We start from the raw sequence: 23,015 nt of genomic DNA, 5'->3' as shown, positions 1-23,015 counted from the left end.
GCCTTCCTCGTGGTCCGCCGGACGGTCCGGCGGCTGGGTGGTGGGTGCTGAGGACGGGGTCACCGCACCCCGCGGCCCGGCAGGCGGTCGGTGCGGGCGCCCTGCCACAGGACAGGGTCGCCCGCCACGAGCACGTCGCGCACCCCGCGTGCCGGCGACCGCGGCACGGCGTACGTCGCCGTGTCCGCGACGGTGCGCGGGTCGAGGACCACGACGTCCGCGCGGGCACCGGGGCGCAGCACGCCGCGGTCGGCGAGCCCGAACCGGGCGGCCGCGGTCCCGGCGAGGTGCTGGGCGGCGGTGCCCCAGTCCCAGTCGCCGAGCTCGCGCACGTGCGTGCCGAGGAACCGGGCGAACGTGCCCCAGCCGCGGGGGTGCGGGTGCCCCCCGACGTAGATCCCGTCCGACCCCGCGCAGTGCGCGGGGTGCCGCAGCAGGGCGCGGACCGAGTCCGCGGACGCGGTGGGCGGCTGCTCGAAGACGCACCCGACCCGCAACCCCGTGGCGACGAGCAGGCGGAGCGCGGTCAGGGCCGCGGGCTCCCCCAGCTGCTCGGCGACGTCCACCAGCCGGCGGCCCTCCGTCCACCGGTAGTCCGGGTGCGGGACCGAGGCGAGCGTGACCCGGGGCCAGACGCCGGCGCGCGCGGGCAGGTCCTCGGCGAGCAGCCGGGCGCGCACGTCGTCGTCCTGCAGCAGGGCGGTCGCGCGGTCGAGGTCGGCCAGCGGCAGCCACGTGGGCAGCGCGACGAGCGCGAGCACGGATGCCCCGCGCAGGTACGGGTAGCTGTCGAAGGTCAGGTCGTACCCGTCCTCGAGGGCCGCGTCGAGCAGCGGGACCACCGTGCCGGCCGGTCCGTGCAGGTGAGACACGTGGGTGGCCACGCCCGTGCGGCGGGACAGCTCCAGCAGCTCGGCCAGGGCCACCGGCACCTGGTCCTCGTAGCCGCGCATGTGCGACACGTGCGGCAGGCCGCGGCTGGCGAGGACCGCGCACAGCGACAGCAGCTCGTCGCGCTCCGCCCAGCACGCGGGCGCGTACTCCAGGCCCGTCGACATCCCGCGGGCGCCGGCGTCGAGCCCGGCCGCCAGCAGGTCCGCCATCGCGCCGATCTCGTCCGGGCGCGCCGGGCGCGGGTCCGGCCCCATGACCGCGTACCGCAGGGTCCCGTGCGGGACGAGGTAGGCCACGTCGGCCGTGGTCGCGCCGTCGTAGGTCGCGAGCAGGTCGCCGACCGCACCCGCGGCGAACGCGGGGTGGTCGCCGTCCACGGCGGCGAAGTAGCGGCGGACGAACGCCGCGGCGTCCGGGCCGGAGCCACCCCGGGCGTGCGAGGGCGCGTACGACAGGCCGTCCTGGCCCACGACCACCGTGGTGACGCCCTGGTGCGCGAGCGCGTCCTGCACGCCGCCGTCGAGCACGCCGCCGTCGACGTGCACGTGCGCGTCGACGAACCCCGGCATCACCACCATCTCGCGCACGTCCACCACCTCGGCCCCCGCCGGGCTCAGGCCGGGGGCGACCCGGACCACCTGGCCGCTGGCGACCAGCACGTCCGCGGGCTCCGCCGGCGCGCCCGTGCCGTCCGCGACCACGCCGCCGCGCAGCAGCAGCGCCTTCCCCGGCCCGGGGACGCGCGCTCCCGCCCGATCGGTTGCCGCACTCACCGCGCGCCGTCCTCGGCGTGCACCAGCCGGCCGAGCTCGTCGAACCGCAGCGGCCACCCCGGGACGGCGGGGCGCCGCTGCCACGGGTGCGGTCCGTCCAGCGGGCGGTACTCCACGCCCGCGGCGTCGAGCCGCGCCAGGTGCGCACCCCGCAGGCGGCGGTCGAAGTCGGACCAGTCGCGCCGCTCGAGCGGCGACCAGACCACCTCGGCGAACGCCGTCAGCCGCGGGTAGGCGGCGTAGTCCACCCGCCGCCCGCTGTCGAGCTGCTCGGTCCAGATGTGCGCCTGCGCCCCGAGCACGGTCCCCGCCCCCGGCTCGCCGGCGGCCTCGGCGACCTGCTCGGTCAGGGGCTCGAAGCGGTAGACGTCCTCCACCGTGTGCACCGTGCCGACCGGCGCCGGCTCGTCGAGCCCCGCCGCGGCGCGGTGGTCGAGGTAGACCTCGTGCTCCGGGCAGACCACGACGTCGTGCCCGTCCCGCAGGGCGTCGATGCCGCCCCGGTACCCGCGCCAGGAGTTGACCACCACGTCCGTCGGCACGCGGGCGCCGCCGACCTCGTCCCAGACCGTGGCCCGGCGGCCGTGGGCGCGCAGGTGCTCGGCGAGCTGCGCGACGAACCACGGGACCAGCTCGTCGACGTCGTCCAGCCCGAGCTCGGCTGCGCGCGCCACGATCGCGGGGTCGGTCGCCCACTCCTGCGTCGGGACCTCGTCGCCGCCGAGGCAGATCATCGGGGCGTCGAAGATCTCCATGACCTCGTCGAGCACGGTGCGGAAGAACGCGAGCACCTCCTCCGAGACGCCCAGCGCGTGCGGGTTCAGGCCCCACCGCGTCCACACCTGCTGCGGCGGCAGGTGCGGAGCGAGGTGCGGGTAGGCGGCGATCGCGGCCTGCGAGTGGCCCGGCACGTCGATCTCCGGGACGACCACCACGCCGCGGCTGCGCGCGTACGCGACGATCTCCCGCAGGTCGTCCTGCGTGTAGTACCCGCCGTGCGGCGTGCCGTCCCGCAGCGGCGACCGCGAGGACCCGACCTGCGACTCGGTGCGCCACGCGCCGACCTCGGTGAGCCGCGGGAACGCGCGGACCTCCATCCGCCAGCCCTGGTCGTCGGTGAGGTGCAGGTGCAGCACGTTGAGCTTGTGCGCGGACGCGAGGTCGATGAAGCGCAGCACGCCGTCCTTCGGCATGAAGTGCCGGGCGACGTCGAGCAGCACGGCCCGGTGGCCGAAGCGGGGGCCGTCGTCCACCAGCACCCCGGGCAGCAGCACACCGTCCACCGACCCCGTCGGCACCGTGCGGAACGCCGCGGGACCGGCGAGCTGCTGCAGCGTGCGCACCGCGTGCCGGGCACCGGCGACCCCGCCGGCCTCGACCAGGACCATCGGCTGCCGCGCGCCGTCGACGGTCAGCCGGTAGTCCTCCTCGGGCATGCCCGGGTGGTGCGTGACGCGGACGGCGGCCGGTGCTCCGCCGTCGGGGTCCACCGTCACCGCGCAGCCCAGGCGCACGGCGAGGACGTCCAGCAGGACGGCACGGGCGTCGGCGAGCTGCGGGTCGAGGTGCGCGACGAACGCCGCGGGCAGCACCGCGTCGTCGCCGAGCAGCACGGCGTCACGTGGCGCGGGGACGAGGCCGAGCGGGGTGGAAGCAGTCACGTCAGACCTCTCGGAGGGGTTGCGGCGCGCGGGTCCAGCCCATCGCGCGAGACAGGGTGCGGGCGACCTCGGCGGTGGCACGGGCGTGCGTGCGGATCGCGGCCGGCGGCATGCGGCTGTGGTCGGTGGACGTGGAGACGGCGGCGACCACCGAACCCACGTGGTTGAGCACGGGCGAGGCGACGGCCCTGATGTGCAGGTCGTGCTCGCGGTCGTTCAGGGCGAAGCCGCGGCGGCGCGTGCGGTCGAGCTCGCCCCGCAGCTCGGTGGGGTCCGTGATCGTGCGGGCGGTGAAGCTCTGCAGGCCGGTGGCGATGGCCCGGTCGATCCAGGACGCGGGCGCGACCGAGAGCACGGCCTTGCCGAGCGCGGTGCAGTACGTGGGGAGCAGCGTCCCCACGCCCGCCCCGCTCGGGAGCCGGCCGCCGTCGCCGACGCACGCGGCGATCCGCACGGTCCCGCCGGTGGGCAGACCCAGCACGCAGGTCGCTCCCGTGCGGGACGCCAGGTCCCGCAGGTACGGCGCCGCGAGACCCGCGACGTCGAGCTCGTCCACGTAGGACTGCCCGAGCCGCAGGGCCCCGGGCCCGAGCCGGTACCGGCCGGACGCGTCGCGCGCCAGCAGCTCGTCCTCCACGAGCGGGGCGAGCAGCCGGGTCGCGGTCGACCGGTGGACGCCGATCTGCTCGGCCAGCACGGCCACGGGGACCCCGCGCTCGGCGGTCGCCTGCTGCCGCACCTGCTCCAGCAGCTGGAGGCTGCGGCGCACGGACAGCGACTCGTTGCGGCTCTGGGACTCGTCCACGCTCACCCCTTCACGGCTCCCGCCAGCCCGGAGACGAGGTGCCGCTGCACGAACACGAAGAAGACCAGCACGGGCAGCGTCATGATGACCGAGCCCGCCATGATCGCGCCCCAGTCGTTCTGGTCGGGCTTGAAGAAGTTGAGGATCGCCAGCGGCAGGGTCTGGTTCTCCTGGGCGGAGATGATGAACGTGCGCGGGTACAGGAAGTCGTTCCACGTGGAGATGAACCCGAAGATGCTGACCGCCACGAGCCCGGGGGCGACGAGCGGGAACAGGATCGAGCGGACGAACCGCAGGCCGGACGCGCCGTCGAGCCGCGCCGCCTCCTCGACCTCCTCGGGGACGGCAGCGACGAACCCGCGCAGCATCCAGATCGCGAACGGCGTCGAGAAGCAGATGTGCACGAGCATCAGCGACCCGAGGTGGTTGAGGCCCAGCTCCGGGACGACCATCCCGAGCGACCGGAACAGGAAGAACAGCGGGATGGTGAGCGCCTCGACCGGGACCATCTGCGCCACCAGGACCGTGACCAGCAGCGTGGTGCGCAGCCGGAACCGGTAGCGGGTCAGGGCGACCGCGGCGAAGAACGCGCAGAACATCGCACCCGGCACCGCGACCGCGGCCACGAGCACCGAGTTGAGCAGGTACCGGCCCACGTCCTCGACCGACAGCACCCGGGCGAACGCGTCGAGCGTCGGGTGCAGCGTGTACGGCAGGGCGTCGCCCGACATCAGCTCGGTCGTGGGCTTCAACGCGGACAGCAGCATCCAGTACAGCGGGAACGCGACGACCCCGGCGACCACGACGGCCAGCACGTCGGCACCGACCCGCGGCCGCCGGCGGCGGGCGACGGGGGCCGGGGCGGGGGGCGGGGCCGGGGGCGGGGGGGGGGGGGGCCGCCCGGCGGCGGGCCCGGGCCCCCCCCGGGGGGGGGGGCACCCCGGGGGCGGGGGGGTAGGCGAGCGTGACGACCATCAGCAGCATCGTGGTGATCACGCCGACTGCGGAGCCGAGCCCGTACTGGGAGGCCGCGAACGCCTGCTGGTAGGAGTACACGTTGAGCACGAGGTTCTGACCGGCGATGCCGCCGCCCCCCGTCATGACGTAGATCTGCGTGAACACCTTGAAGTCCCAGATGATCGACTGGATGGTGATGATCGCCAGCACGGGCCGCAGGATCGGGGCGACGATGCTGACGGCGACCCGCCACGTCGACGCGCCGTCCAGGCGGGCCGCCTCCTGGATCTCGGTCGGCACGCCGATGATCCCGGCGTAGAGCGTGACCATCACGAACGGGAACGAGCACCAGACGACCTCGGCGCCCACGAGCGCGAAGGCCGACCACTTGTCGTACGTCCACGAGTGCCCCGCGAACCCGTCCAGCCCGATCGCGGTGAGCGTCTGGTTCACGAAGCCGAGGGTCGGGTCGAACAGGAACAGCCACACGGCGGAGCCGGTCATCGCCGGCGTGGCCCACGCGCCGAGCGACGCGAGGAAGAGCACCGTGCGGGACCACGGCCGCAGCCGCGTGGCGAGCAGGGCGAGCGCACCCCCGACCGCCAGCGTGGCCGCCACGCACGCCGCCGCGAACACCACCGTGTTGCCCAGCACCGTCCAGAACGCGTCGTCGCCGAGCAGCCGGGCGTAGTTGTCCAGCCCGATGAACCGCAGCGGCGCGCTGCCGGACACGTTGGCCTGGCGGTAGTCGTACAGGGAGACGACGACGAGCTGGTACAGCGGGTAGGCCAGCAGGCCGGCGAGCACGACCCCCGCCGGGACCAGGTAGAACCGCGGCTCCCACCGGCGCGCCCAGCCGGTCCCCCGGCCACGCCGGGCGAGCGGCTGCCGACCGCGGGGCGTACCGCCCGGCACGGGCAGGGTGTCCCCGCCCGTGCCGGGCAGCGCGGCGTGCGTGGCCGTCACTGCGCGCCGAACGCGGCGTCCAGGGCCGCGGTGGCTTCGGCGGTCGCCGTGTCGACGTCCGCCGCGCCGGTCGCGACGCTCTGCACCATCGTCGGCAGCACGGCCTGCGCGTCCACCGTGCTCCACGCGGGCGTCACGGGCACGAACGACGTGCCGGCGGCGAGCGTCTCGACGAACGGCGCGATCGCCGGGACCTGCTCGGCCACGTCGGCCTGCACGTCGGTGAAGACCGGGATGTTGCCCATCGCGTCGAACATCCGCTGCTGGTACTGCTTGCCCGCGAGCAGTTGGACGAACTCGGTCGCCAGCGTGCGGCGCTCGGTGGAGGACAGCACGGCCAGGTGGTTGCCACCGCCGAACGCCGGGGCGATGGAGCCCTCCTCGACGCCCGGCAGCGGGACGACGCCGTACAGGTCGCCGACCGCCGACTCGTCGACGGCGCGCCGGTTGAAGTCGCCGCCGATGGTCATCGCCGCGTTGCCGGCGACGAACTCCTGGACGGAGGCGTTGCCACCCCACTCGGCGCACGTCTGCGCGGGGCAGATGTCGTCCTGCAGCAGCCGGGCGTAGGCCGCGACCCCCTCGCGGGCCTCCGGGGAGTCGAGCGTGCCGGACCAGGCGCCGTCCCCGTCCTGCTCGGCGATCTCGCCGCCGTGCGCCCAGATGTAGGGCAGGAAGGCGAACTGCGCCGCGCCGCCCGTCGCGATCCCGACGAGCTCGGGCCGCGCGGCACGGACCGCGCGGGCCGTCTCCTCCAGCTCCGCGAGCGACGTCGGCGGCTCGAGACCCAGGTCGGCGAACACGTCGGTCCGGTAGTACAGCGCCCGGACTCCGATGTACCACGGCACGGCGTACGACGCGCCCTCGATCTCGGTCGTCGCGAGCACCGAGGGGTCGATGTCCGCGCTCTCGTCCCAGTCGGCGATCGCGTCGGTCACGTCCATCAGGCCGCCCGCGTCGACGAAGCCCGCGAGGTCGGTGTTGCCGATCTCCGCGACGTCCGGGGCGGACGCCGGGTCGTTGAACGCGCCCGTGAACCGCTCCGAACGGGCGTCCACCGGGATGTACTCCACGTCGACCTCGACGCCGTCGTGCGCCTGCTCGAACTCGGCCACCGCCTGGTCGACCACGGCCTCCTTCGGATCCTGCGTGACCTCGGAGAACAGCCAGACCCGCAGGGTGCCGTCCTGGACGTCCTCCGTGGCGGCCGACCCGCCCGACTGGGCCGGGGCGCAGGCGGCGGTCGCCGCGAGCGTGATCGTGGCGGCGAGCGCCACGGCAGCGGTACGAGATCTCACGTCTTCCTCCAGGGGGTGGCGGCGGGTCGACGCACCAGGCGTCCGCGCGCCGGCGGCTGACGCGTCCGGGGGTCCGGACGGGATGCGCTGACGCTAGGAGCGCGGAGGTCCCCGCCGGGAGGACCTGGTGCGGAATGCGCGCCGAGCGCGCGCGGACGGCCGCCCCGTGGCGGCGATCCGGGGTGGTCGACGGTCGCGGGCGTGCACTGCACACACCCCGCGCAGCGCCGCCCCGGGCGCGCGGCAGCATGAGGGCGTGCCGAACGACCCCGACGTCCGCCTCCGTCACGCGATCCCGGGCGACGCCGCGGTGCTCGTCGGGCTGCGGGCGGAGATGCTCACCGAGATGGGCAGCGACCCCGGGCCCGCCGGCAGCCCGTGGCGGGTCGCCGCCCGCGCCTGGTTCGCGGAGCGCCTGGCGGCGGGCACGGTCCTCGCCGTGGTGGCGGAGCACCCGGTGGACGGCGTGGTGGCCGTCGCCGTCGGCGCCGTGGAGCAGCACGCGCCCAGCCCGAGCAGCCCCGACGGGTCGCACGCGCGGCTGTCCACCGTGGTGACCCGCCCCGCCTACCGCGGCCGGGGGCTCGCGCGCCGGTGCACCGCCGCGCTGCTCGACCGGCTGCGGAGCGAGACGACCGTGCGCGTCGTCGAGCTGAACGCCACGGCGCCCGCGGAGGCGCTCTACCGGGGACTGGGCTTCAGCGAGCCGCGGTACGTCGCGCTGCAGGCGCGCGTGCGCTGACCCGGTCCTGCCGACCGGGCGTGGCTGAGCCCGCGAGCGTCCCGGGCGCGGTGGACGATGGGCACGTGACCGCCGGCGCCCGCCCGACGGCGCTGACGCGGAGGCCACCGTGAAGCTCCTCCTGACCTCGGGCGGGGTGACCAACCCGAGCATCCGCGCGGCCCTGGACCGCATGCTGCCCCGGCCGGTCGCCGAGTCCCGCGCCCTGTGCGTGCCCACCGCCCAGTGGGGCCACCCGATGTGCGGTCCGGAGTCGGTGCGCGGCCTGGTCGCCGCCGACAGGGGCACGCAGCACCTGACCGGCCTCGGCTGGGGGTCGCTCGGCGTCCTGGAGCTGACCGCGCTCCCGACGACCGGCCCGGACCGGTGGGTCCCGTGGGTGCGCGAGGCCGACGTGCTCCTGGTCGACGGCGGGGACGCCACCTACCTCGCCCACTGGGTGCGCGCGTCCGGCCTGGCCGAGCTGCTGCCGACGCTGCCCGACCTGGTCTGGGTCGGGGTGAGCGCCGGCAGCATGGTCATGACCCCGCGGATCGGGGAGATGTTCGTCGAGTGGGCGGGCGCGCCGGACGACCGCGCCCTCGGCATCGTCCCGTTCTCGATCTTCCCGCACCTGAACGCGTTCCCGACGAACACCCCGGCCGCTGCCGAGCGGTGGGCCGCCGGCATCGGCGGACCGGCCTACGCGATCGACGAGCAGACGGCGATCGCCGTCGTCGACGGCACCGTCGAGGTGGTGTCCGAGGGCGAGTGGACGCGGTTCGACGGGTAGGGCGACGACCGGGCCGCCGGGGCCGGAACCGCCGCCCGTCAGTGCGGAGGCCGCAGGTCGGCGAACGCCGTCCCGGCGGTGCACCCCAGCTCCCCCGGCAGCAGGTACACCGACGGCACGTGCACGTCCCGGACGACGCCGTCGGACGAGCGCGCCACCAGCACGCAGTCGTCCTCGTCACCGGTCGCGACCGCGATGGTCCCGCCGTCGACGGCGACCGTGACCTCCGCGAGCGGCGTCACCCCGTTGGCGTGCGGCTCCAGCAGCGCCGTGACCTGCGCGGCGACGTCGGCCTCCGGCGGCAGGTCCGCCGGCAGGCCGGTCAGCACCGACCACACCGCCTCCTCGGCGTTCGCGGCGATCCGGGGCCGCTCCGACGGCGGCGCGTCCACCGCCACCAGCTGCTCCGGGCAGTCGGCCCCGCGGATGTCGTCGACGCCCCAGTGGTCGAACGCGACGCGGAAGCAGTACGGGCCCGGGTCCTGCTCCCGCTCGGACCCCCAGTAGCCGGTCGGTGCGCGGGTGTCGGAGACCGTCAGCCCGAGGGTGATCCAGCCGATCGCCTCTCCGTCGTCCCGCGCGGACGCATCCCCCTCCTCGACGCCGAGCAGCACGATCCCGCCGCCCTCCGTCGCGCCCTGCACGTGCTCGGCGAACTCCACGATGTCCGGGGCGTACGAGTGGAAGACCGTCGGCTCGAGCAGCTGCACCACGGCGTCGCTCGCAGCCCGCTCGCCGAGCTGGGTCGGACCCGAGCAGCCGACGAGCGCGAGCGTGGCCGCGGCGACGGCGAGGAGGACGCCGGCCGGGCGTCGCGCGAGGCGGGGCATGGCGGCACGCTAGCGGTGCGGGCGGCGCGCCGGGCCGGAACTCCCGCACACGATCGGGCCGGGTGCGACCGCGCCCGGGTCCAGGAGGCTCCCCTGCACGGTGAACCGCGGCAGAGGCAGGTGTAGGGCCCGGTTGATCCTTGTGACCCTCGCTTGGCTGACCAGCGCCTATCCTCTTGTTCCGGGCGGCGTTGTGGTGCTCGTTCCGCTGCTCCGGTGTGGGATCCGCATTGACCCCTCAGGCGTGCCCGCGTGTCGTGCTAACGCGGTTGGGCCGCTGCGCTAGGACCTAGGTCCGTGGGCTTGTAGGAACGACCGGGTGCACGGTGTCTTGACGATCTGGTCCGCATCGACGCGACCGCAAGGGGAGTACGTGAGCGAGACCGAGCCTGCCGTCAGCGCCGGAGTGGACGCGCGGGAGCTGCTGAGCACCTGGGCGAACGGCACCGATGAGTGGGTGCGCGCGATCGTGCGGCGGGTCCTGAGCGACGGCCGCGCCCTCCCGGCCTCCGAAATCGACGACGTCTACGCCCTGTTTCGCCAGGAGAAGGCGCTCGACACCCGCGCGTTGCCGAAGGAGCCGCTGCTGGCTGTTGCCTCTTCGCCGACCGAGTCCGACGAGGTCCTCCGGATCACGTCGCTGTCCCAGATCACAGGAGTCAACGCACTGGTTGGCGGAGCCGTGATCGAGCCACACGAGGGGCTGACGATCCTCTACGGCGAGAACGGCACCGGGAAGACCGGGTACTCCCGGCTGTTCAAGACCCTCGCCGCCAGCAGGACCGCGGACGAGATCCTCGGCGATGTCTCCCAACCGACCGTCACCGCGCAGAGCGCCTTGATCAAGTACGACCTCGGCGAGACGCCACACACGTTCCGCTGGTCCGGAGAGGCCGGGGGCGTGTCACCGTTCACTCGCATGTCGATCTTCGACAGCCCGTCCGTCAGCTATCACGTGGACTCCGACCTCGAGTACGTCTACGTGCCCGCGAGCCTGGCCCTGTTCAATCACGTTAACGCTGGCATCCAGGCCGTCGAAACGCGGATCACCGCCGACCTCAACGCACTCACGAGCGGCACATCGGTCCTGTTGTCCCGCATCCCTCGCGACGCGTCCGCCTACCCACTGGTGGAGACGCTCGGCGCCTCCACCGACGTCAATGCATTGCGGGGTATGGCCGACGCCTCGGACGACGTCGACGCGCGTATCGCCGATCTCCAGAAGGCCGTCGCGGCGCTCGAGGCCGACACGCTGCCGACGACGATCAAGGCGCAGCAGCGCATCGTCCGAGTGCTGGGTCAGGCCACTGCGGTGGCGACAAGCCTCGAGGCGTTCGACGTCGACGCGTACAACGCGACGCGGGCGACGATCGACACCCTGGAGGCCGAGTACACCCTGGTTCGCACGGAGCTCTTCGCCGCGGCTGATCTTCCTGCGAACCCGGACGACACGTGGAAGACGTTCATCGAGGTCGGCGAGACCTACCGGCAGCACCTCGTCACCCTCGGCGCTCACGACGAGAGTCGCTGCCTGTACTGCCGTCAGCCGCTCGGCGACCGCGCCCAGGAGCTCGTGACCAAGTACGCCGGGTACCTCGCCGACAAGATCGGCGCCGATCTCGCCGCCGCGAAGAAGTCGCTCGCGAAGGCGGCAGCTGCAGTCACGAGCGTCAACGCCCCCGAAGTGACCGCGTGGGTGGAAGAACTGAAGGACGAGGGTGAGCGCCCGCCGTACTACGCTGCCGTCGAGTCGATCGCGTCCGTGCTGGACTCGCTGAAGGTCGGCACGAACAGCGGCGCCGTCCTCGACCGCGCGCTCGCAACCCAGGTCATCACGGCTCATACTGACCTCACTGCCCGGCTCGCCGAGGTCGAGCGCGCCGTCCGGGCACTCGAGGGCGAGCACGCCAACCGCTCCGACGCGCTGCGGGCGAAGCGCCGCGATCTGGCCGAGCTGACCGCCGCCGCCGAGCTCGGCCGTTCCTGGGGGCTCATCGAGACGCAGGTGAAGAACGCGAGGGAGGCCGATCGCCTCACCGCTCTCGTGCGACCCGCTCCCACCTTGCGTCGTGCCGTGACCACCCTCTCGAAGACGGCCAGCGACGCCCTGATGAACCAGAGCTTCGCCACCTACTTCGCCGAGGAGTGCATGTCGCTTCGGGCGCCGTCGCTCAAGGTCGAATACCTCGGGCGAGACGCCACCGCAAAGCGGCGGAAGGTCCTCGACAAGAAGCACCGGCCATCGAAGGTGCTGTCCGAGGGCGAGCAAAAGGTCCTCGCCCTGGCCGACTTCCTTGCCGAGGCGCGCCTCTCGGGCATCTCGGCACCCGTGGTCTTCGACGACCCGGTGTCGAGTCTGGACCACCGGCGGATCCACGAGGTCGCTGAGCGGATCACAAACCTGGCCCAGACCGCGCAGGTCATCGTCTTCACGCACGACATCGCGTTCACGATGACGATGCTCAACCTCATGGAGAAGTCGAAGCGCTGCGCGTACTTCCAGATCGACGACGAGCAGGGGAAGGGCCGGGTTACCCGTGCCACACACCCGCGGTGGGACACGCTGAACGGCATCAAGCGCAAGATCAACGAGACCATCGCCGCCGCTCGCACCCAGGACGGTGAGGCGCGAGCCGCGCTGGTCCGCACCGGCTACGGCTGGATTCGTTCCTGGTGCGAGGTGTTCACCGAGACCGAGCTGCTGCAGGGCGTAACCCAGCGGCACCAGCCCGCGGTGCACATGACGCAGCTCGAGAAGATCAAGGGAGAGGCGCTGGCTGCAGCCAGCGGACCGGTCGTCCGCATCTTCGGGGCGGCGTGCCGATACATCGATTCGCACTCCCAGCCACTGACGACCCTGGACGTCGCGCCGACGCTGACGCGACTCGAGGAGCACTGGGCAGAGCTCGAGGCCGCGCGCAGCGCCTATCTTCTCGCGGACGACTAGCCCCCACGTACCGGGGCGTCGGACATCCGTAGCTCGAGCGTCGCCAGCTCGGCCAGGAGGGTCTCGCCAACCGCCGTCGTGTGCTGCGGGCGACCCCGCTCGGCACGTTCGACGAGCGGTGCGCCGGCGTCGCGCTCGAGCCGCTGCATCTGCAGCACCCACGAGCTCTGGTTCAGCCCGAGATGTGCAGCGGCAGCGCTCATGGTCGGGTACTGGACGGCGGTGGCGAACCGGCGGACACGGAGGAGCCCGCCGTCGGAGTTCAACGTCCTCTGCATGAGCGGAAGGTCGTGCAGAGGGAACCGACTGGTCGACGGCGGTCGTGAGCCACCACCACGGGCTCGCAGGTCGACCTCCGCGTCTCTGAGGTGGCGCGCAACCGTCGCTGGAGAGACACGGAGCCTGTGGGCGATCTGGTAGGTCGTCAGGTGCTGCTCCTCGTACAGCACCTGATAGGTCTCGGCGGTGTACCGCGGCCGGCCGCGCATGGTCCGCGCCGGCTGCCCTCGTAGCGCCGGGTCGGTCTCCAGACGCAGGACACTCACTTCATGCCCCCGGACACCCCCGAGCAGGTCCGGGAGCGAACGCTCCGGGAGGTCGGGACCGGCGTCCGTGAGCGGTTCGTCAATCCCTTGGTCACCCAGCCAGCGTTCGCCGTACCTGACGAGGCTCTCGTAGACCGGGCCGGGAAGCCGCCGGAAGAGCAGGGAGGCCCGATCGTGCAGGTGCGACAGGTCTTCGCCGAGCATGAGGTTCCGCAGAAGGGTCCGGGCTCCGGGGTGCACCCGCCACGGGGACGGCCAGCGCGAGGTCTGGGCGATGATGTCCCACTCGGCGAACGGCAGCAGGGTCCCGTAGTCCAGAGCACGTCGGCGCGCGTAGTCGATGATGACCGAGGAGCTGTCGATGGCGTCTGCCATCTCGGCCAGGCTCCGTACGACGTCGTTCCGGTCGTCGTCGCCGAGACGAGTCAAGGGCAGCATCCGGCGGACGGTGCCAAGGTGCTCCATCGCGGTCTCGTAGCTCATCGACTTCGCCCCGACGTGGAGGAGCGCTATAGACGCAGCGCCCCGAAACCCGCCGAGCGAACCGTACTCGGGCCTCCACAGTGACGCGGTCGCTCTTGGCCACAGCGCAGCTGGGACACGCCGCTCGCGTTCCTCGATGGCGTCAGAGTCGACGTCCGGCCAGCGCATCGTCGGTGTGCTCAGCCGGAACCTCAGGGCCATCGGCAATGTGGCGGTCGCTCCCTTGATCAGCGGCAGAGCGGCGGCCGTCAGCGTGGGGCTACGCCCTCCCCACTTCTTCAGCCGGGCGTCCGGCGAGCAAGGGACCTCGCGCATCTCCGCTTCGAGCTCGGGTCGGATCACCTCGGTCGCCTCGCCGAGCGTCGGTGCGCAGAAGAGCCGCCGGGTCCACTCCGTCGCCACGACGAGGACCGGGGACGCGACCTGGTGCGCCAACGCTACCCGGCCCTGTCGGGCGCCGCGCCGGTCTGGTCCGTGATCCGCGAGCTGAGCAAGGCGGACCTCCTGCTCGAACGGGTTACCCATGGACCGGGCGACGGCGGAGATGTCGGAGCGGATGAGCCGGGTGGTGAGCAGGTGGAGCGCGGTGAGGACGTCGCTCGCCTCCTCCACCGGATCCCTGAGCCGCCCGCCGAGCCACTCCTGCGCTTCCACCGCTACGGCCGACGGTCCGTCGTGCCAGTCCGTCAGCCCGCTCACGGCACTCAGGTCATCGCGCACGTTCCACATGCGCAGCAGTCGACGTGGCGCACGCTGAGCCAGGTAGCAGTCGTGGCGCGTGCAGTAGAAGGACCACGGCGTGCACCAGACCAGCGGCCACCGCCCGTCGTCCTCGTCCAGGCACTCGGCGCAGAACCGCACCGTGGTGGCTCCCCCGAGGCCGACCGCGGCGGCGTTGCGACCGTTCACCTGGAGCTTTTCGTTCCAGCCAGCGAGCGTCATGCCGGTGAACACCTCGGGCGGCTTGCCCGTGAGCTCGCTCAGCTCGCCGACCCACTCGGGCTCGAGACGGAGCAGGAGGTCTCGTCTGCTGGTGTCCGGGGGGATCCCGAGGAAGTCGAGGAGGTCGGGAAGCGAGAACATCACCTCTTCGGCCTCGGCCTGCAGCCACGACACGATCGACTCCCCTGGAAGCGGAGGCGCGATCAGCGGGAGCCGCAGGGGGTTAGTCATGAGCAGCCGGTGCCTCAGGTTGCTGACGACGCTGCCGACGCCGCTCCTTCTCGGCCCGCAGGCGCTTGGTGCCGTCCTCCGCGGCTCGCGAGAGGATCAGGCTGTCGAGGAGCGTGGGGGTGAGGCGTTCACCTCCGGAGTCGATCGCCACCTTCGTCGCGAGGTTCACCGCGTCCATCAGGGTCTGGATCGATCCCTGGGTCCGCTCGAACAGGAGCTCGGCCATGGCGGGCAGATCCCCCGGGCGGTGGTGGGTTAGCACGATCCTCTCGTCGATCGTGCGGAGCAGGGTGGCCCACTCCTTGCGCTGCTCAGCCGTCCGCACCGAGATCGAGTCCATGTGCAGGAGCGTCCACCGGCGCGACGTCTGCGAGAGGCTCGGTGTGACGCCAGAGTTCTCGTCCTCCCACATCGGCATCGTCGCCAGACCGACGCCGATCAAGATGAAGGTGGCCGACACCTCCTCCGAGATCCCCTTGAGGTGGTTCGAGATCGCCACCGGGTCGCCGTTCTCGAGGAAGTGGAAGTCGTCGACGATGACCAGGACGGTCTCCTTCTCCCGCGCGTACCGGAAGAACCGGTCGAGCGCCTGGGCCGACGACCGGCCAACGGCGCGACCGGAGTACGACGTCGCGAACGACTCGTTGATCGCTCTCTCCGTGTTCGAGCCCTTCAGGCTGATTCGCGTCACCGGCGCCCGCACCTGACCGAAGCGCGTCCTGTCCCCGAAGAGGTCGATCTGCATGTGCCAGACCTCGCGCGCGAGCATGTAGACGGCTGTGGACTTACCCGTACCGGCCTGACCGTCGAGACCGAACGACGGACGCAGGCGCGTCGCGTCCTGGAAGTTGCCCAAGACAAGGGGATCGGCCTGCGAGCGGAACCGCGTGACCGACGGCGTCGCGAACGGCCCCAGGTTCGAGTGGTGCATCGAGCGCAGCACGTTGTACCGGAAGCGCTCCCGGTCGGTGAGCGACGCGTACTCGCGCCGTGTCAGGCGCGGCGGGTCAGGCGGCTTCGGGGCGTTGACGTACTCCTCCCATCCCGCGGTCGACGTCAACCGGAGGGACGGCCGCACGGGGAAGTCGAAGTCCATCACGCCTCCGGGTACGTGGAGTCGTCGCCGGCGAACACGTCGTCCCAGTCCTCCGACTCCAGATCGGCAGACTCAACCGCCGCGGTCCTGGCGATCTGCTCGAACACGTCGAGCGTCAGGTCTTCGTCGGGTCCGCCGGCGAGCGTCCGCACATCGTGGGTGAGGGGGTCGCGCCGCTTGATCGTCTCGCGGACTAGGGCCTTGCGGCCGGCGACGCTGTGAGCGGACGCCAGCGGCAGCCTCGACAGGACGTCGGCCACGGACATGGGGCCGCGGCGCTTGCCCGCCGGGTGCAACAGCTCCTTGACAGCGTCGAGCATGCTCATGCTGAGCGGGCCGCCGACGGTGTCGTTCTTCTGCCAGTGGAGGAGGTGCCACGTGCCCCGCCCGTCCTGGAAGAACACGCGGCGCACGTCATCCGGGTCGAAGGCGATCGGCCAGAGGTTGGCCTTCTTCGTCTTCCCGCCGATATGGCTCTTCGTGTTCTTGTACTTCTGGAGCGCGTTGCCGTTGTAGATGAGCCCGGCGAACTCAACCCCGTAGTGGTTGATCTTGCGGTAGACCACGGGGAGGAAGTCGATCGCCAGGTCAGCGCGCGCTGGCACCCTGATCTGGCCGGTGATCCCGATCCTCAGGCGGTACATCTCCTCCGGAGACAACTCGACGCCGGGGGCGAACTCCGAGCGCAGACCACCATGCTCGTCACGGTGGTACACATCCTCGATCCAGTCGCGGAGCAGCCCCTCGAGCTCATCGATGAAGTAGTAGGCGTCCTCCTCGACATGCCGGCCGCGGCTCGCGAGGTCGGGTCCTGTGTACCCAGCCAGGTGCTGGAGGAAGCCCTCGCGGATCGTGCGGAAGTACCGCTCCAGGATGCCCTTGTCCGACCCGCGACCCTTGCGAGCAGGCTGGATGTGGATCCCGAAGCGGTGGCACATGCTCACCACGTGCCGGGAGATGTACTGCCGACCGTGGTCGACCACGATGCCCTCGGGGAAGAGCGCCGGTCCGAGCGGCCGGCCTCCGAAGATCGTCTTGGTCTCGTCCACGACGATGTTCTCCGGAACGCCGACGTACGGCCAGCTCTTGCCGTCGATTACGGGGCGCGGCAGCACCACCTGATAGAGCACCGAGGCCACATCCTTGGCCTTCGTCGAGTGCGCCGTGAGGCTGAGCCCGACGATGCAGCGCGTGCACCAGTCCATCGCCAGAGTGAGCTGGCACCTGACCCACTTACCGTCCAGGGGATTCATCGCGAAGACGTCCAGCACAGTGGTGTCCAGCACGACGTACTGCGCGGGCCGCGTGGCGTTCTTGTACGCGTAGGCCCGGTCAGGCACGGCAGCGCGTCCGCGCTCGGTCTTCGTGGAGCCCGTGAAGTACTGGTGGTTCGTGTCGAGCTCGTCGAGGATCTCGTACTTCACGGACTTGCTCGGGATAGGGGCGCTCGGGGACTTCGTCCGAACCTGCTCATCGATCATCGGGATGACGACGTTCTTGCCCACGCGTGTCTTGTCCGTGCGCTCGGCGAGCAGCGCCGCAGCGACGTCCCGCCAGGTCGCGAAGTGGTCGACGCGAGGAAGTACCTTCCTGGCGTCGATCAACCCGTCGGGACCGGATTCGCGGAACTTCCTTATCAGGTTCTCGATGGTGCGCGGGTGAACACCGATCTCCGCCGCCTTGGCGTCATTGCGGCGCTTCTGGGAGAGGCGGGGGTCGTACTCCGGGCGGGGCTCGCCGTCGAGAGCCTGACCTCTGTCGCCAGACTTGAACCCGGTGAGCGCCTCGCGCACGTGCGAGGTCCTCTCGTCGAGCTCCTTCTTCTCCTCGGGAGTCAGGAGCTCCTCGATGGCGATCTCGGAAGCGGCGACCGGGGTGCCGTCACCGAGCGCTGAGAACGACGGGTCGAGGACCAGGTGCTGAATGGAGAGGGCGATGCGCTGACCCGTCGCAGCTCGGGCCTGGAGCGACCCACCCTCGGTGAACGCGGTCACCGACCAGGTGCGCCCGTCGTACCGGAATCGTGCGCCCGTCCGGAGGTCGAGGGCGTATCCGGTGCTCACGACTGGCTCCACAGCAGCGTGGTTCGCTCGATCGGGAGGTCCATGTCGCAGACGAGGTCGTGGCGCCACAGCGCGGCGCCGACGTATGCCCGGGCATCCTCTCCGACGAGGTGCTCCAGGACGAGCACGGCCTCGCTATAGGTGAGGCCGTGGAGCGCGTCGGGCCGGACCGGAAGGTCGAGCGCGAGCTGAGGACGCATGTACGCGGACAGCGCGTCCACGTTCGCGACGAAGGCGCGCGGGGAACCGGTCCAGACCTCGTGCTCCCACCCCACGGCCGCCAGGTCCTCAGTCACGCGGGCGAACTTCTCCCGCACCTTCGGCTTCGCGGCATCGTCCGGCCGCTTGACGTTGACGATCGTGATCGTGCTGTCCCGGTGCACGAGCATGAGGTCAGGGATCTGGAAGAGCTTGTCGTCGTGATACAGGTCGAACGGCTGCGAGACGATCCTCACCACGCTCGGGTCGAAGTCGGCAAGCATGACCCGGACGCCTTCGTGCTGGGACTCGTGCGGGACGTGACCCGAGTTGGTGACCGTCCAGCGGTACCCCGGGATGTGCCGCTGGTTCGGCCGCCAGGAGAACCGCTCCGGGCGGTGCTCCGCCTGCCGTACCGCAAGCAGGTGCTGGCCCTCGGCCAGCTCCAGCGCCCTGGGCCTGTGGTCGACCCGGAACCGGATCGTCATCGACATCGGAACCTCCTCGAGGCGCGGTGCGAGAGGGGTCGTGTCCGTCCGACGGTAGGCGCGTCCGGGCCTCGACGCAAGGCTACACACGCCGCTGACCTGCGGCTATACCTCAATGTCTTGACGGTGACGTACGTTGGCGGGCCCTCACATCCACGGACTCGTCGAGCACAGACGCAGCGCAGATACCGCACCCTCCTCGGCACTCGAGATCGTCCGGACCGGCCCCTGGTTCCACCATCGGAAGTCGGTCGCATCGGACTCCGGATCGAAGTCGTAGGTGTAGCGGTGCCGGTCGCCGACCTGCACGAAGCCGTTCATGCGGTGCTCGTAGCCGATGACCGCGACGAGCGTGATCCAGAACTGCCCGCCGTGGTGCCATTCGGGATCACCTCCGTAGCACCACAGCGCTCTGAACGAGTCCACGTCGACGACGACGACCGTGTCCGATGACGCGATCGTCCAAAGTCCCGTCGCACCCCTGATCGGGCGTCGATCGACCTCCTGACTCACCTGAGTGGCCTCTTCCACGAGTTCGCGGTCCCGGCTCGTCAGGATGGCTCGTCGCCGAACCGGCGCACGGCGTCCTGCTCGTCGACGTGCAGGACGAGCGCGATCAGCCACCACGGGTCACCGGCCGCGCGTGCACGCTGGATGGCGCCGCGGAGCTGGTCGTCGGCGTCCCGCCAAGCGCGGTCAGCGGCCCCGATCGCCCGCAGGTGCTGGCCGGTTCGCCAACCATCGCGCTCGTCTTCGCCCTGCGGGTGATCCCGGTCGGTGCGGATGGGCGTCGCCTCGTCTCGCAGCGGCACACCGCACTCCGGGCAGAAGCGGTCGGCGTCGTCGTGCGGGTGCGTACACGCCTCCCGGCGCAGCTGCGTGCGCACGCCGGCGGCGATCACCCGCAGCGCCCGGCGGTAGTTCACCCACCGGCCGGTGAACAGGTCGGCGGAGTCACCGCTGCGCACGACGACGAGACGGGCACTTGCGGGAGCGCGCCAGGGGTCAAGATCGGGGTCGTCAGCGGGCGCGACGACGACGGTGTACGTCTCCCATCGATCGCGGAGGTAGTACCGGCGGCCGTCGACGCGCCCGACGATCACCCAAGGCGCACCCGGGACCTCCTCGGACGCCTCGATGTCGAGCTCCGCCGCGGCCGCTGCCAGGGCCCGAGCGTTCTCCAGCTGCAGGGCTTCCTGTTCCGGGCGCTGCTGCTCGATGACGCGTTTGAACTCCGCGAGGTGCGCTGCACGGTCGGGGTCGGTCCACTGGCACGAGCACAGGTCACCGCCGTGCCTGTCGGGCTGGCCGGGTCGTGGGTGGCAGGAGCACTCGCAGGCGGCCGCGGCGTCGAGGTCGCGGATGTTCCCGGGCTGGACATCCAACAGCTGGCGGCGGGCCGCGGTGCGCTGCTCGCGGTTGCGCTCCCGCTCGTCGTCGCCGGCGCCCGTCGGCGCGGGGTCGGGGTCGTCGTCAGCCACGTGCGCCCACCTCCGGCAGCTCGTCGACCGCGATGACCGGAGTCGTGCGGCGCAGGGTGAGGTCGGCGGCGGGGTCGAGCGGCTCGAGGGACAACCACATGTCCTGCCCCACGACGATCCCGTCGCCGATGATCGTCCCGATCCGGTGTTGCACGCCCGTCACCTGCAGGGCCTGGTCGTCGCGACGGAGCGTCCCCAGTGGGTACCTGGGGTCGTCGCCGGCCGGCCCGGCGGTCACTCGGGTCACTGTGACGGTCCCGCCGGGCCGGGTGGACTCGATCAGGTGCATCGCCCCGGACGCAGTCGTCACCAGCCATCGCCCGGCGGTGTGCATCGGGTCAACCGGACTTCTCATCAGGACCACCGTCCTCGCCTGGATGCACGACCGGGTGCAGGGGTTCCTGCATCGGGGGCCGTAGGTACTGAAGGACGTCCCAGCCGAAGCCGGCGGCGTCGAACCGTCCGGTACGCCAGTGCGCCCAGGACAGCGCAGCGGCGTACAGGTAGCGCTCGTGCTGCAGGGTCCACAGGTCCCACGCCACGATGACCGCGATGCGCGTTCCGCCGTCGGTCAGGACGACGGGGGTGCCCGCGTTCAGGCCGCTTGCGAGCTCGTCGTAGTTCGGGACGACCTCGGCCACCGGCAGGACGCGCTCGATGTGCTCCCACACGGACCCGTGGGACTGTTCAGCGGATCCGCTCATCGCCGTCACCCTCCTCCACGGCGACCTCTTCGTCGTCGCCCGGGACGGGGCCCGACTTCGGACCGGGCTTGTGCAGGATCGTGGTCACGTCGGTGGCGTACCCCGCGACGTCGAACACCCCGCTCCGCCAGGCGGTCCAGAACGCCGCGGCCGCGGCGGCGAGCTTCTCGCGCAGGCCCACGTAGTCCGACCACGCCATCAGAACCGCGAGCCGCCGACCGTCGTCGACCAGGACGACGCGGGCACCCTGCTCGATCCCGTCCAGCAAGTCCTCGAGGCGGTCGTCAGCCTCGTGGACGGGGATGAGGATCTCGCGCGGGTTCGGCTCGTCGCCCGGTCCGTGGTTGACGGGCTCGTCCTCGGACGGCTCCTGCTCGGCGTCGGGGTCCTCACTACCCGCAGGGGACTTCCGGTAGCCACGGGTCACCGCATCGATCGCCGCTTCGAGGCCGCGTACCAGGACCTCCATGCCGAGGTCGGCACCGAGGTCGACCTGCCCGACCAAGAACTTCACGTCTCCGGTGACGGTGACCCCCGCGGGCACGTCCGGGTCCTGCTCGGTGGTTGTCGGAGGCTGCATCAGCCCGGTGCGGAACGCCTGGTCGATCTGACTCTGGGTGAACCGGACCTCCTCGTAACCCGTCTCCTCGAAGTTGATGACGGCGTCCTCGGCGAGCTCCACCCGGACCGGCAACAGCCGCGAGGAGTTGGGGCCGGTCACAGCGGGTCGTCCTGCGGAAAGGAGGGCAGCTCGGCAAGCTCCTCGGCTTCGACGTAGTCGATGGAGGTGACCAGCCTCTGGATCCAGTACCCGTACTCGCTGCCCGTGAGGTCCCAGTCGTAGAGGTACCGGTGCCGGTCGCCGATTCGGACGACTCCCAGGTCCCCGCGGAACAGGGCCTCGACCGAGACCAACGGGACCCACCTGCCGTCGCCGGGGCCGGGCGAGGAGTCCGGACCAGGCTGCCGGAGCAGCAGCGAGGAGTCGGCGTCGACGTAATAGACAGTCTGGCTGAGGGAGCGGACGGCCCACACGCCGGTGGCGTCGGCGAGGACGAGCTCGTCGACGTGCATGCCGCTCATCGCCGGCTCCGGTGCACGACGATCGGCTGGTGCTCGTCCCACGGCTCGGGGGTGGGGTCACCGTGCACGGCCGCGCGGACCTCCACGTCGGCAGTCCTGCCCGCCGAGTGCTGGACCATAGCGCGGACGGCGCTCTCGTAACCCCTGCGCCATCCCTTCCTGAACTCTTCGCGCGCTCGGATCCCGCCCGAGCCGGCCACGACAGTGATAGCGAAGCAACCGAGAGTGACCGCGATCGGCTCCTCGGCGAGCAGCGACGCTATGCCACCGATGAGCGTGGCGGCGGCGATCGCCAACGTCGGCGCCCACCACAGCACTGAGGCGTGTCTCGGACGGGGAGGAAGTGGTGCCGGGTTCGGGGACGGGTCTCGCATGGCTGCCTTCCCTCCCGTGGTGGGGGCGGCGCATCTCGCGGGGGTGCGGGCTACGTCGGAGTGCCTCGCTAGGTCGGCGGCATCAGCGCTGTCGTCGACGACTCCACTCATAGTAGACATGCTCGCGAGCGCGTCAAGAGCCGTCGTGCCGCTGAGCCCACTTTGCCGCTCGCCAACGTGCTGTAGCGTCTAGACAATGCGGGTCGCTTCAGACTCCACTCATAGGGGGTCGCAGCCGACCCTCTCGACTTCTAGCGTCGAACGAGTGCAGCGTCAGGAACCGGAAGCGACTCAGCTGCGCGCCTTCGGTGCCACGCTCCGGTTGATCAGGACCGATGCCGGCCTGACACAGGAGCAGCTCGCCCACGTCGCGGGCGTCGGACGCACTTACATCGGGGAAGTCGAGACGGGCGTGCGCAACCCCACGCTCACCACCGTCTGGCAGCTCGCCTCCGCGCTCCGTGTATCGCCGCGATCCTTCTTCCCGCACGTAGAGCCAGAGGATCCCGACAGCCGAGCCTGACGGCAACGGGCGCGCACGTGAGACCCGACGTCGTCCCCTCAGGGTCGGTCCACCGTTTGCTTGTCGTGTCGCACAGGTCGAAGACGGCCAGCGTGAGGCCCGCTCGACTCGCCTTCGGCAGGATGACACCGTTGGGGCAGCTGTACCGCTTCTGACTCA

General features: G+C 71.6%; 20 protein-coding genes and 1 pseudogene. 4 read left to right on the top strand and 17 right to left on the bottom strand.

Annotated features, from left to right (window positions below):
* Positions 1–59 precede the first annotated feature (59 nt).
* From ACWPWW_RS11990 to ACWPWW_RS11965, 6 genes and pseudogenes are all read right to left on the bottom strand, one after another.
* Positions 60–1,667: an N-acyl-D-amino-acid deacylase family protein gene (locus tag ACWPWW_RS11990; RefSeq protein ID WP_454050602.1), complete on the bottom strand. Its 1,608-nt coding sequence runs from the start codon at positions 1,665–1,667 to the stop codon at positions 60–62.
* Positions 1,664–3,328, bottom strand: coding sequence for a beta-N-acetylhexosaminidase (locus ACWPWW_RS11985; protein WP_454050601.1), 1,665 nt, complete (start codon positions 3,326–3,328; stop codon positions 1,664–1,666). Before ACWPWW_RS11985 ends, ACWPWW_RS11990 begins: the two co-directional genes overlap by 4 nt.
* Before the next feature lies 1 nt (position 3,329).
* Entirely contained in the window at positions 3,330–4,133 is an 804-nt protein-coding gene (locus ACWPWW_RS11980) for an IclR family transcriptional regulator (RefSeq protein WP_454051804.1), read from the bottom strand.
* A 2-nt stretch (positions 4,134–4,135) separates the two neighbouring features.
* Positions 4,136–4,948, bottom strand: a complete 813-nt coding sequence (locus tag ACWPWW_RS11975; RefSeq protein ID WP_454050600.1) for a carbohydrate ABC transporter permease — start codon at positions 4,946–4,948, stop codon at positions 4,136–4,138.
* A gap of 208 nt (positions 4,949–5,156) precedes the next feature.
* Positions 5,157–5,636: pseudogene (locus ACWPWW_RS11970) on the bottom strand (carbohydrate ABC transporter permease); the annotation flags it as partial.
* Positions 5,637–6,052: 416 nt separating this feature from the next.
* Positions 6,053–7,354 carry an extracellular solute-binding protein gene (locus tag ACWPWW_RS11965; protein ID WP_454050599.1) on the bottom strand — a complete coding sequence of 434 codons (1,302 nt, stop codon included), beginning with the start codon at positions 7,352–7,354 and terminating at the stop codon, positions 6,053–6,055.
* Positions 7,355–7,610: 256 nt separating this feature from the next.
* Between ACWPWW_RS11965 and ACWPWW_RS11960 the strand changes: the two genes are divergently transcribed.
* Positions 7,611–8,096: a GNAT family N-acetyltransferase gene (locus ACWPWW_RS11960; protein ID WP_454050598.1), complete on the top strand. Its 486-nt coding sequence runs from the start codon at positions 7,611–7,613 to the stop codon at positions 8,094–8,096.
* Between the two features lie 109 nt (positions 8,097–8,205).
* Positions 8,206–8,868, top strand: a complete 663-nt coding sequence (locus ACWPWW_RS11955) for a Type 1 glutamine amidotransferase-like domain-containing protein (RefSeq protein WP_454050597.1) — start codon at positions 8,206–8,208, stop codon at positions 8,866–8,868.
* A gap of 38 nt (positions 8,869–8,906) precedes the next feature.
* Here the strand turns inward: ACWPWW_RS11955 and ACWPWW_RS11950 are convergent, their stop codons facing one another.
* A complete protein-coding gene (locus ACWPWW_RS11950; RefSeq protein WP_454050596.1) occupies positions 8,907–9,698 on the bottom strand; it encodes a hypothetical protein in 792 nt (263 codons plus the stop codon).
* Positions 9,699–10,071: 373 nt separating this feature from the next.
* On the opposite strand from ACWPWW_RS11950, the gene ACWPWW_RS11945 reads away from it, so the two are divergent.
* The gene (locus ACWPWW_RS11945; protein WP_454050595.1) at positions 10,072–12,645 is read left to right on the top strand and encodes an AAA family ATPase; all 2,574 of its coding nucleotides are present in this window, start codon (positions 10,072–10,074) and stop codon (positions 12,643–12,645) included.
* On the opposite strand, the gene ACWPWW_RS11940 is transcribed toward ACWPWW_RS11945, so the two are convergent.
* From ACWPWW_RS11940 to ACWPWW_RS11895, 10 genes are all read right to left on the bottom strand, one after another.
* Positions 12,642–14,846, bottom strand: coding sequence for a TniQ family protein (locus tag ACWPWW_RS11940; protein WP_454050594.1), 2,205 nt, complete (start codon positions 14,844–14,846; stop codon positions 12,642–12,644). The genes ACWPWW_RS11945 and ACWPWW_RS11940 overlap by 4 nt on opposite strands.
* Complete coding sequence (locus ACWPWW_RS11935; protein WP_454050593.1) at positions 14,839–15,942, bottom strand: ATP-binding protein; 1,104 nt, start codon at positions 15,940–15,942, stop codon at positions 14,839–14,841. Before ACWPWW_RS11935 ends, ACWPWW_RS11940 begins: the two co-directional genes overlap by 8 nt.
* Positions 15,942–18,005: a hypothetical protein gene (locus ACWPWW_RS11930; protein ID WP_454050592.1), complete on the bottom strand. Its 2,064-nt coding sequence runs from the start codon at positions 18,003–18,005 to the stop codon at positions 15,942–15,944. The genes ACWPWW_RS11935 and ACWPWW_RS11930 overlap by 1 nt, the downstream gene beginning before the upstream one ends.
* Positions 18,002–18,697 (bottom strand): TnsA-like heteromeric transposase endonuclease subunit, encoded by a 696-nt coding sequence (locus ACWPWW_RS11925; protein WP_454050591.1) that lies wholly within the window; start codon positions 18,695–18,697, stop codon positions 18,002–18,004. The genes ACWPWW_RS11930 and ACWPWW_RS11925 overlap by 4 nt, the downstream gene beginning before the upstream one ends.
* A gap of 141 nt (positions 18,698–18,838) precedes the next feature.
* A complete protein-coding gene (locus ACWPWW_RS11920; RefSeq protein ID WP_454050590.1) occupies positions 18,839–19,222 on the bottom strand; it encodes a hypothetical protein in 384 nt (127 codons plus the stop codon).
* Between the two features lie 20 nt (positions 19,223–19,242).
* Complete coding sequence (locus tag ACWPWW_RS11915) at positions 19,243–20,172, bottom strand: hypothetical protein (RefSeq protein WP_454050589.1); 930 nt, start codon at positions 20,170–20,172, stop codon at positions 19,243–19,245.
* Positions 20,165–20,326 (bottom strand): hypothetical protein, encoded by a 162-nt coding sequence (locus ACWPWW_RS11910; protein ID WP_454050588.1) that lies wholly within the window; start codon positions 20,324–20,326, stop codon positions 20,165–20,167. Before ACWPWW_RS11910 ends, ACWPWW_RS11915 begins: the two co-directional genes overlap by 8 nt.
* 184 nt (positions 20,327–20,510) lie before the next feature.
* Positions 20,511–20,876 (bottom strand): hypothetical protein, encoded by a 366-nt coding sequence (locus ACWPWW_RS11905; RefSeq protein WP_454050587.1) that lies wholly within the window; start codon positions 20,874–20,876, stop codon positions 20,511–20,513.
* A complete protein-coding gene (locus tag ACWPWW_RS11900) occupies positions 20,860–21,597 on the bottom strand; it encodes a hypothetical protein (RefSeq protein ID WP_454050586.1) in 738 nt (245 codons plus the stop codon). Before ACWPWW_RS11900 ends, ACWPWW_RS11905 begins: the two co-directional genes overlap by 17 nt.
* Positions 21,594–21,959 carry a hypothetical protein gene (locus tag ACWPWW_RS11895; protein ID WP_454050585.1) on the bottom strand — a complete coding sequence of 122 codons (366 nt, stop codon included), beginning with the start codon at positions 21,957–21,959 and terminating at the stop codon, positions 21,594–21,596. The genes ACWPWW_RS11900 and ACWPWW_RS11895 overlap by 4 nt, the downstream gene beginning before the upstream one ends.
* 639 nt (positions 21,960–22,598) lie before the next feature.
* Here ACWPWW_RS11895 and ACWPWW_RS11890 point away from each other — a divergent pair.
* On the top strand, positions 22,599–22,856 hold the full coding sequence (locus tag ACWPWW_RS11890) for a helix-turn-helix domain-containing protein (protein WP_454050584.1): 258 nt from the start codon (positions 22,599–22,601) through the stop codon (positions 22,854–22,856).
* The last annotated feature ends 159 nt before the right edge of the window (positions 22,857–23,015 follow it).

The sequence above is a fragment of the Cellulomonas sp. Marseille-Q8402 genome (genome assembly GCF_965119525.1).
The sequence above is the reverse complement of the archived record's forward strand: the minus strand, read 5'-3'. Positions and strand labels throughout refer to the sequence as shown.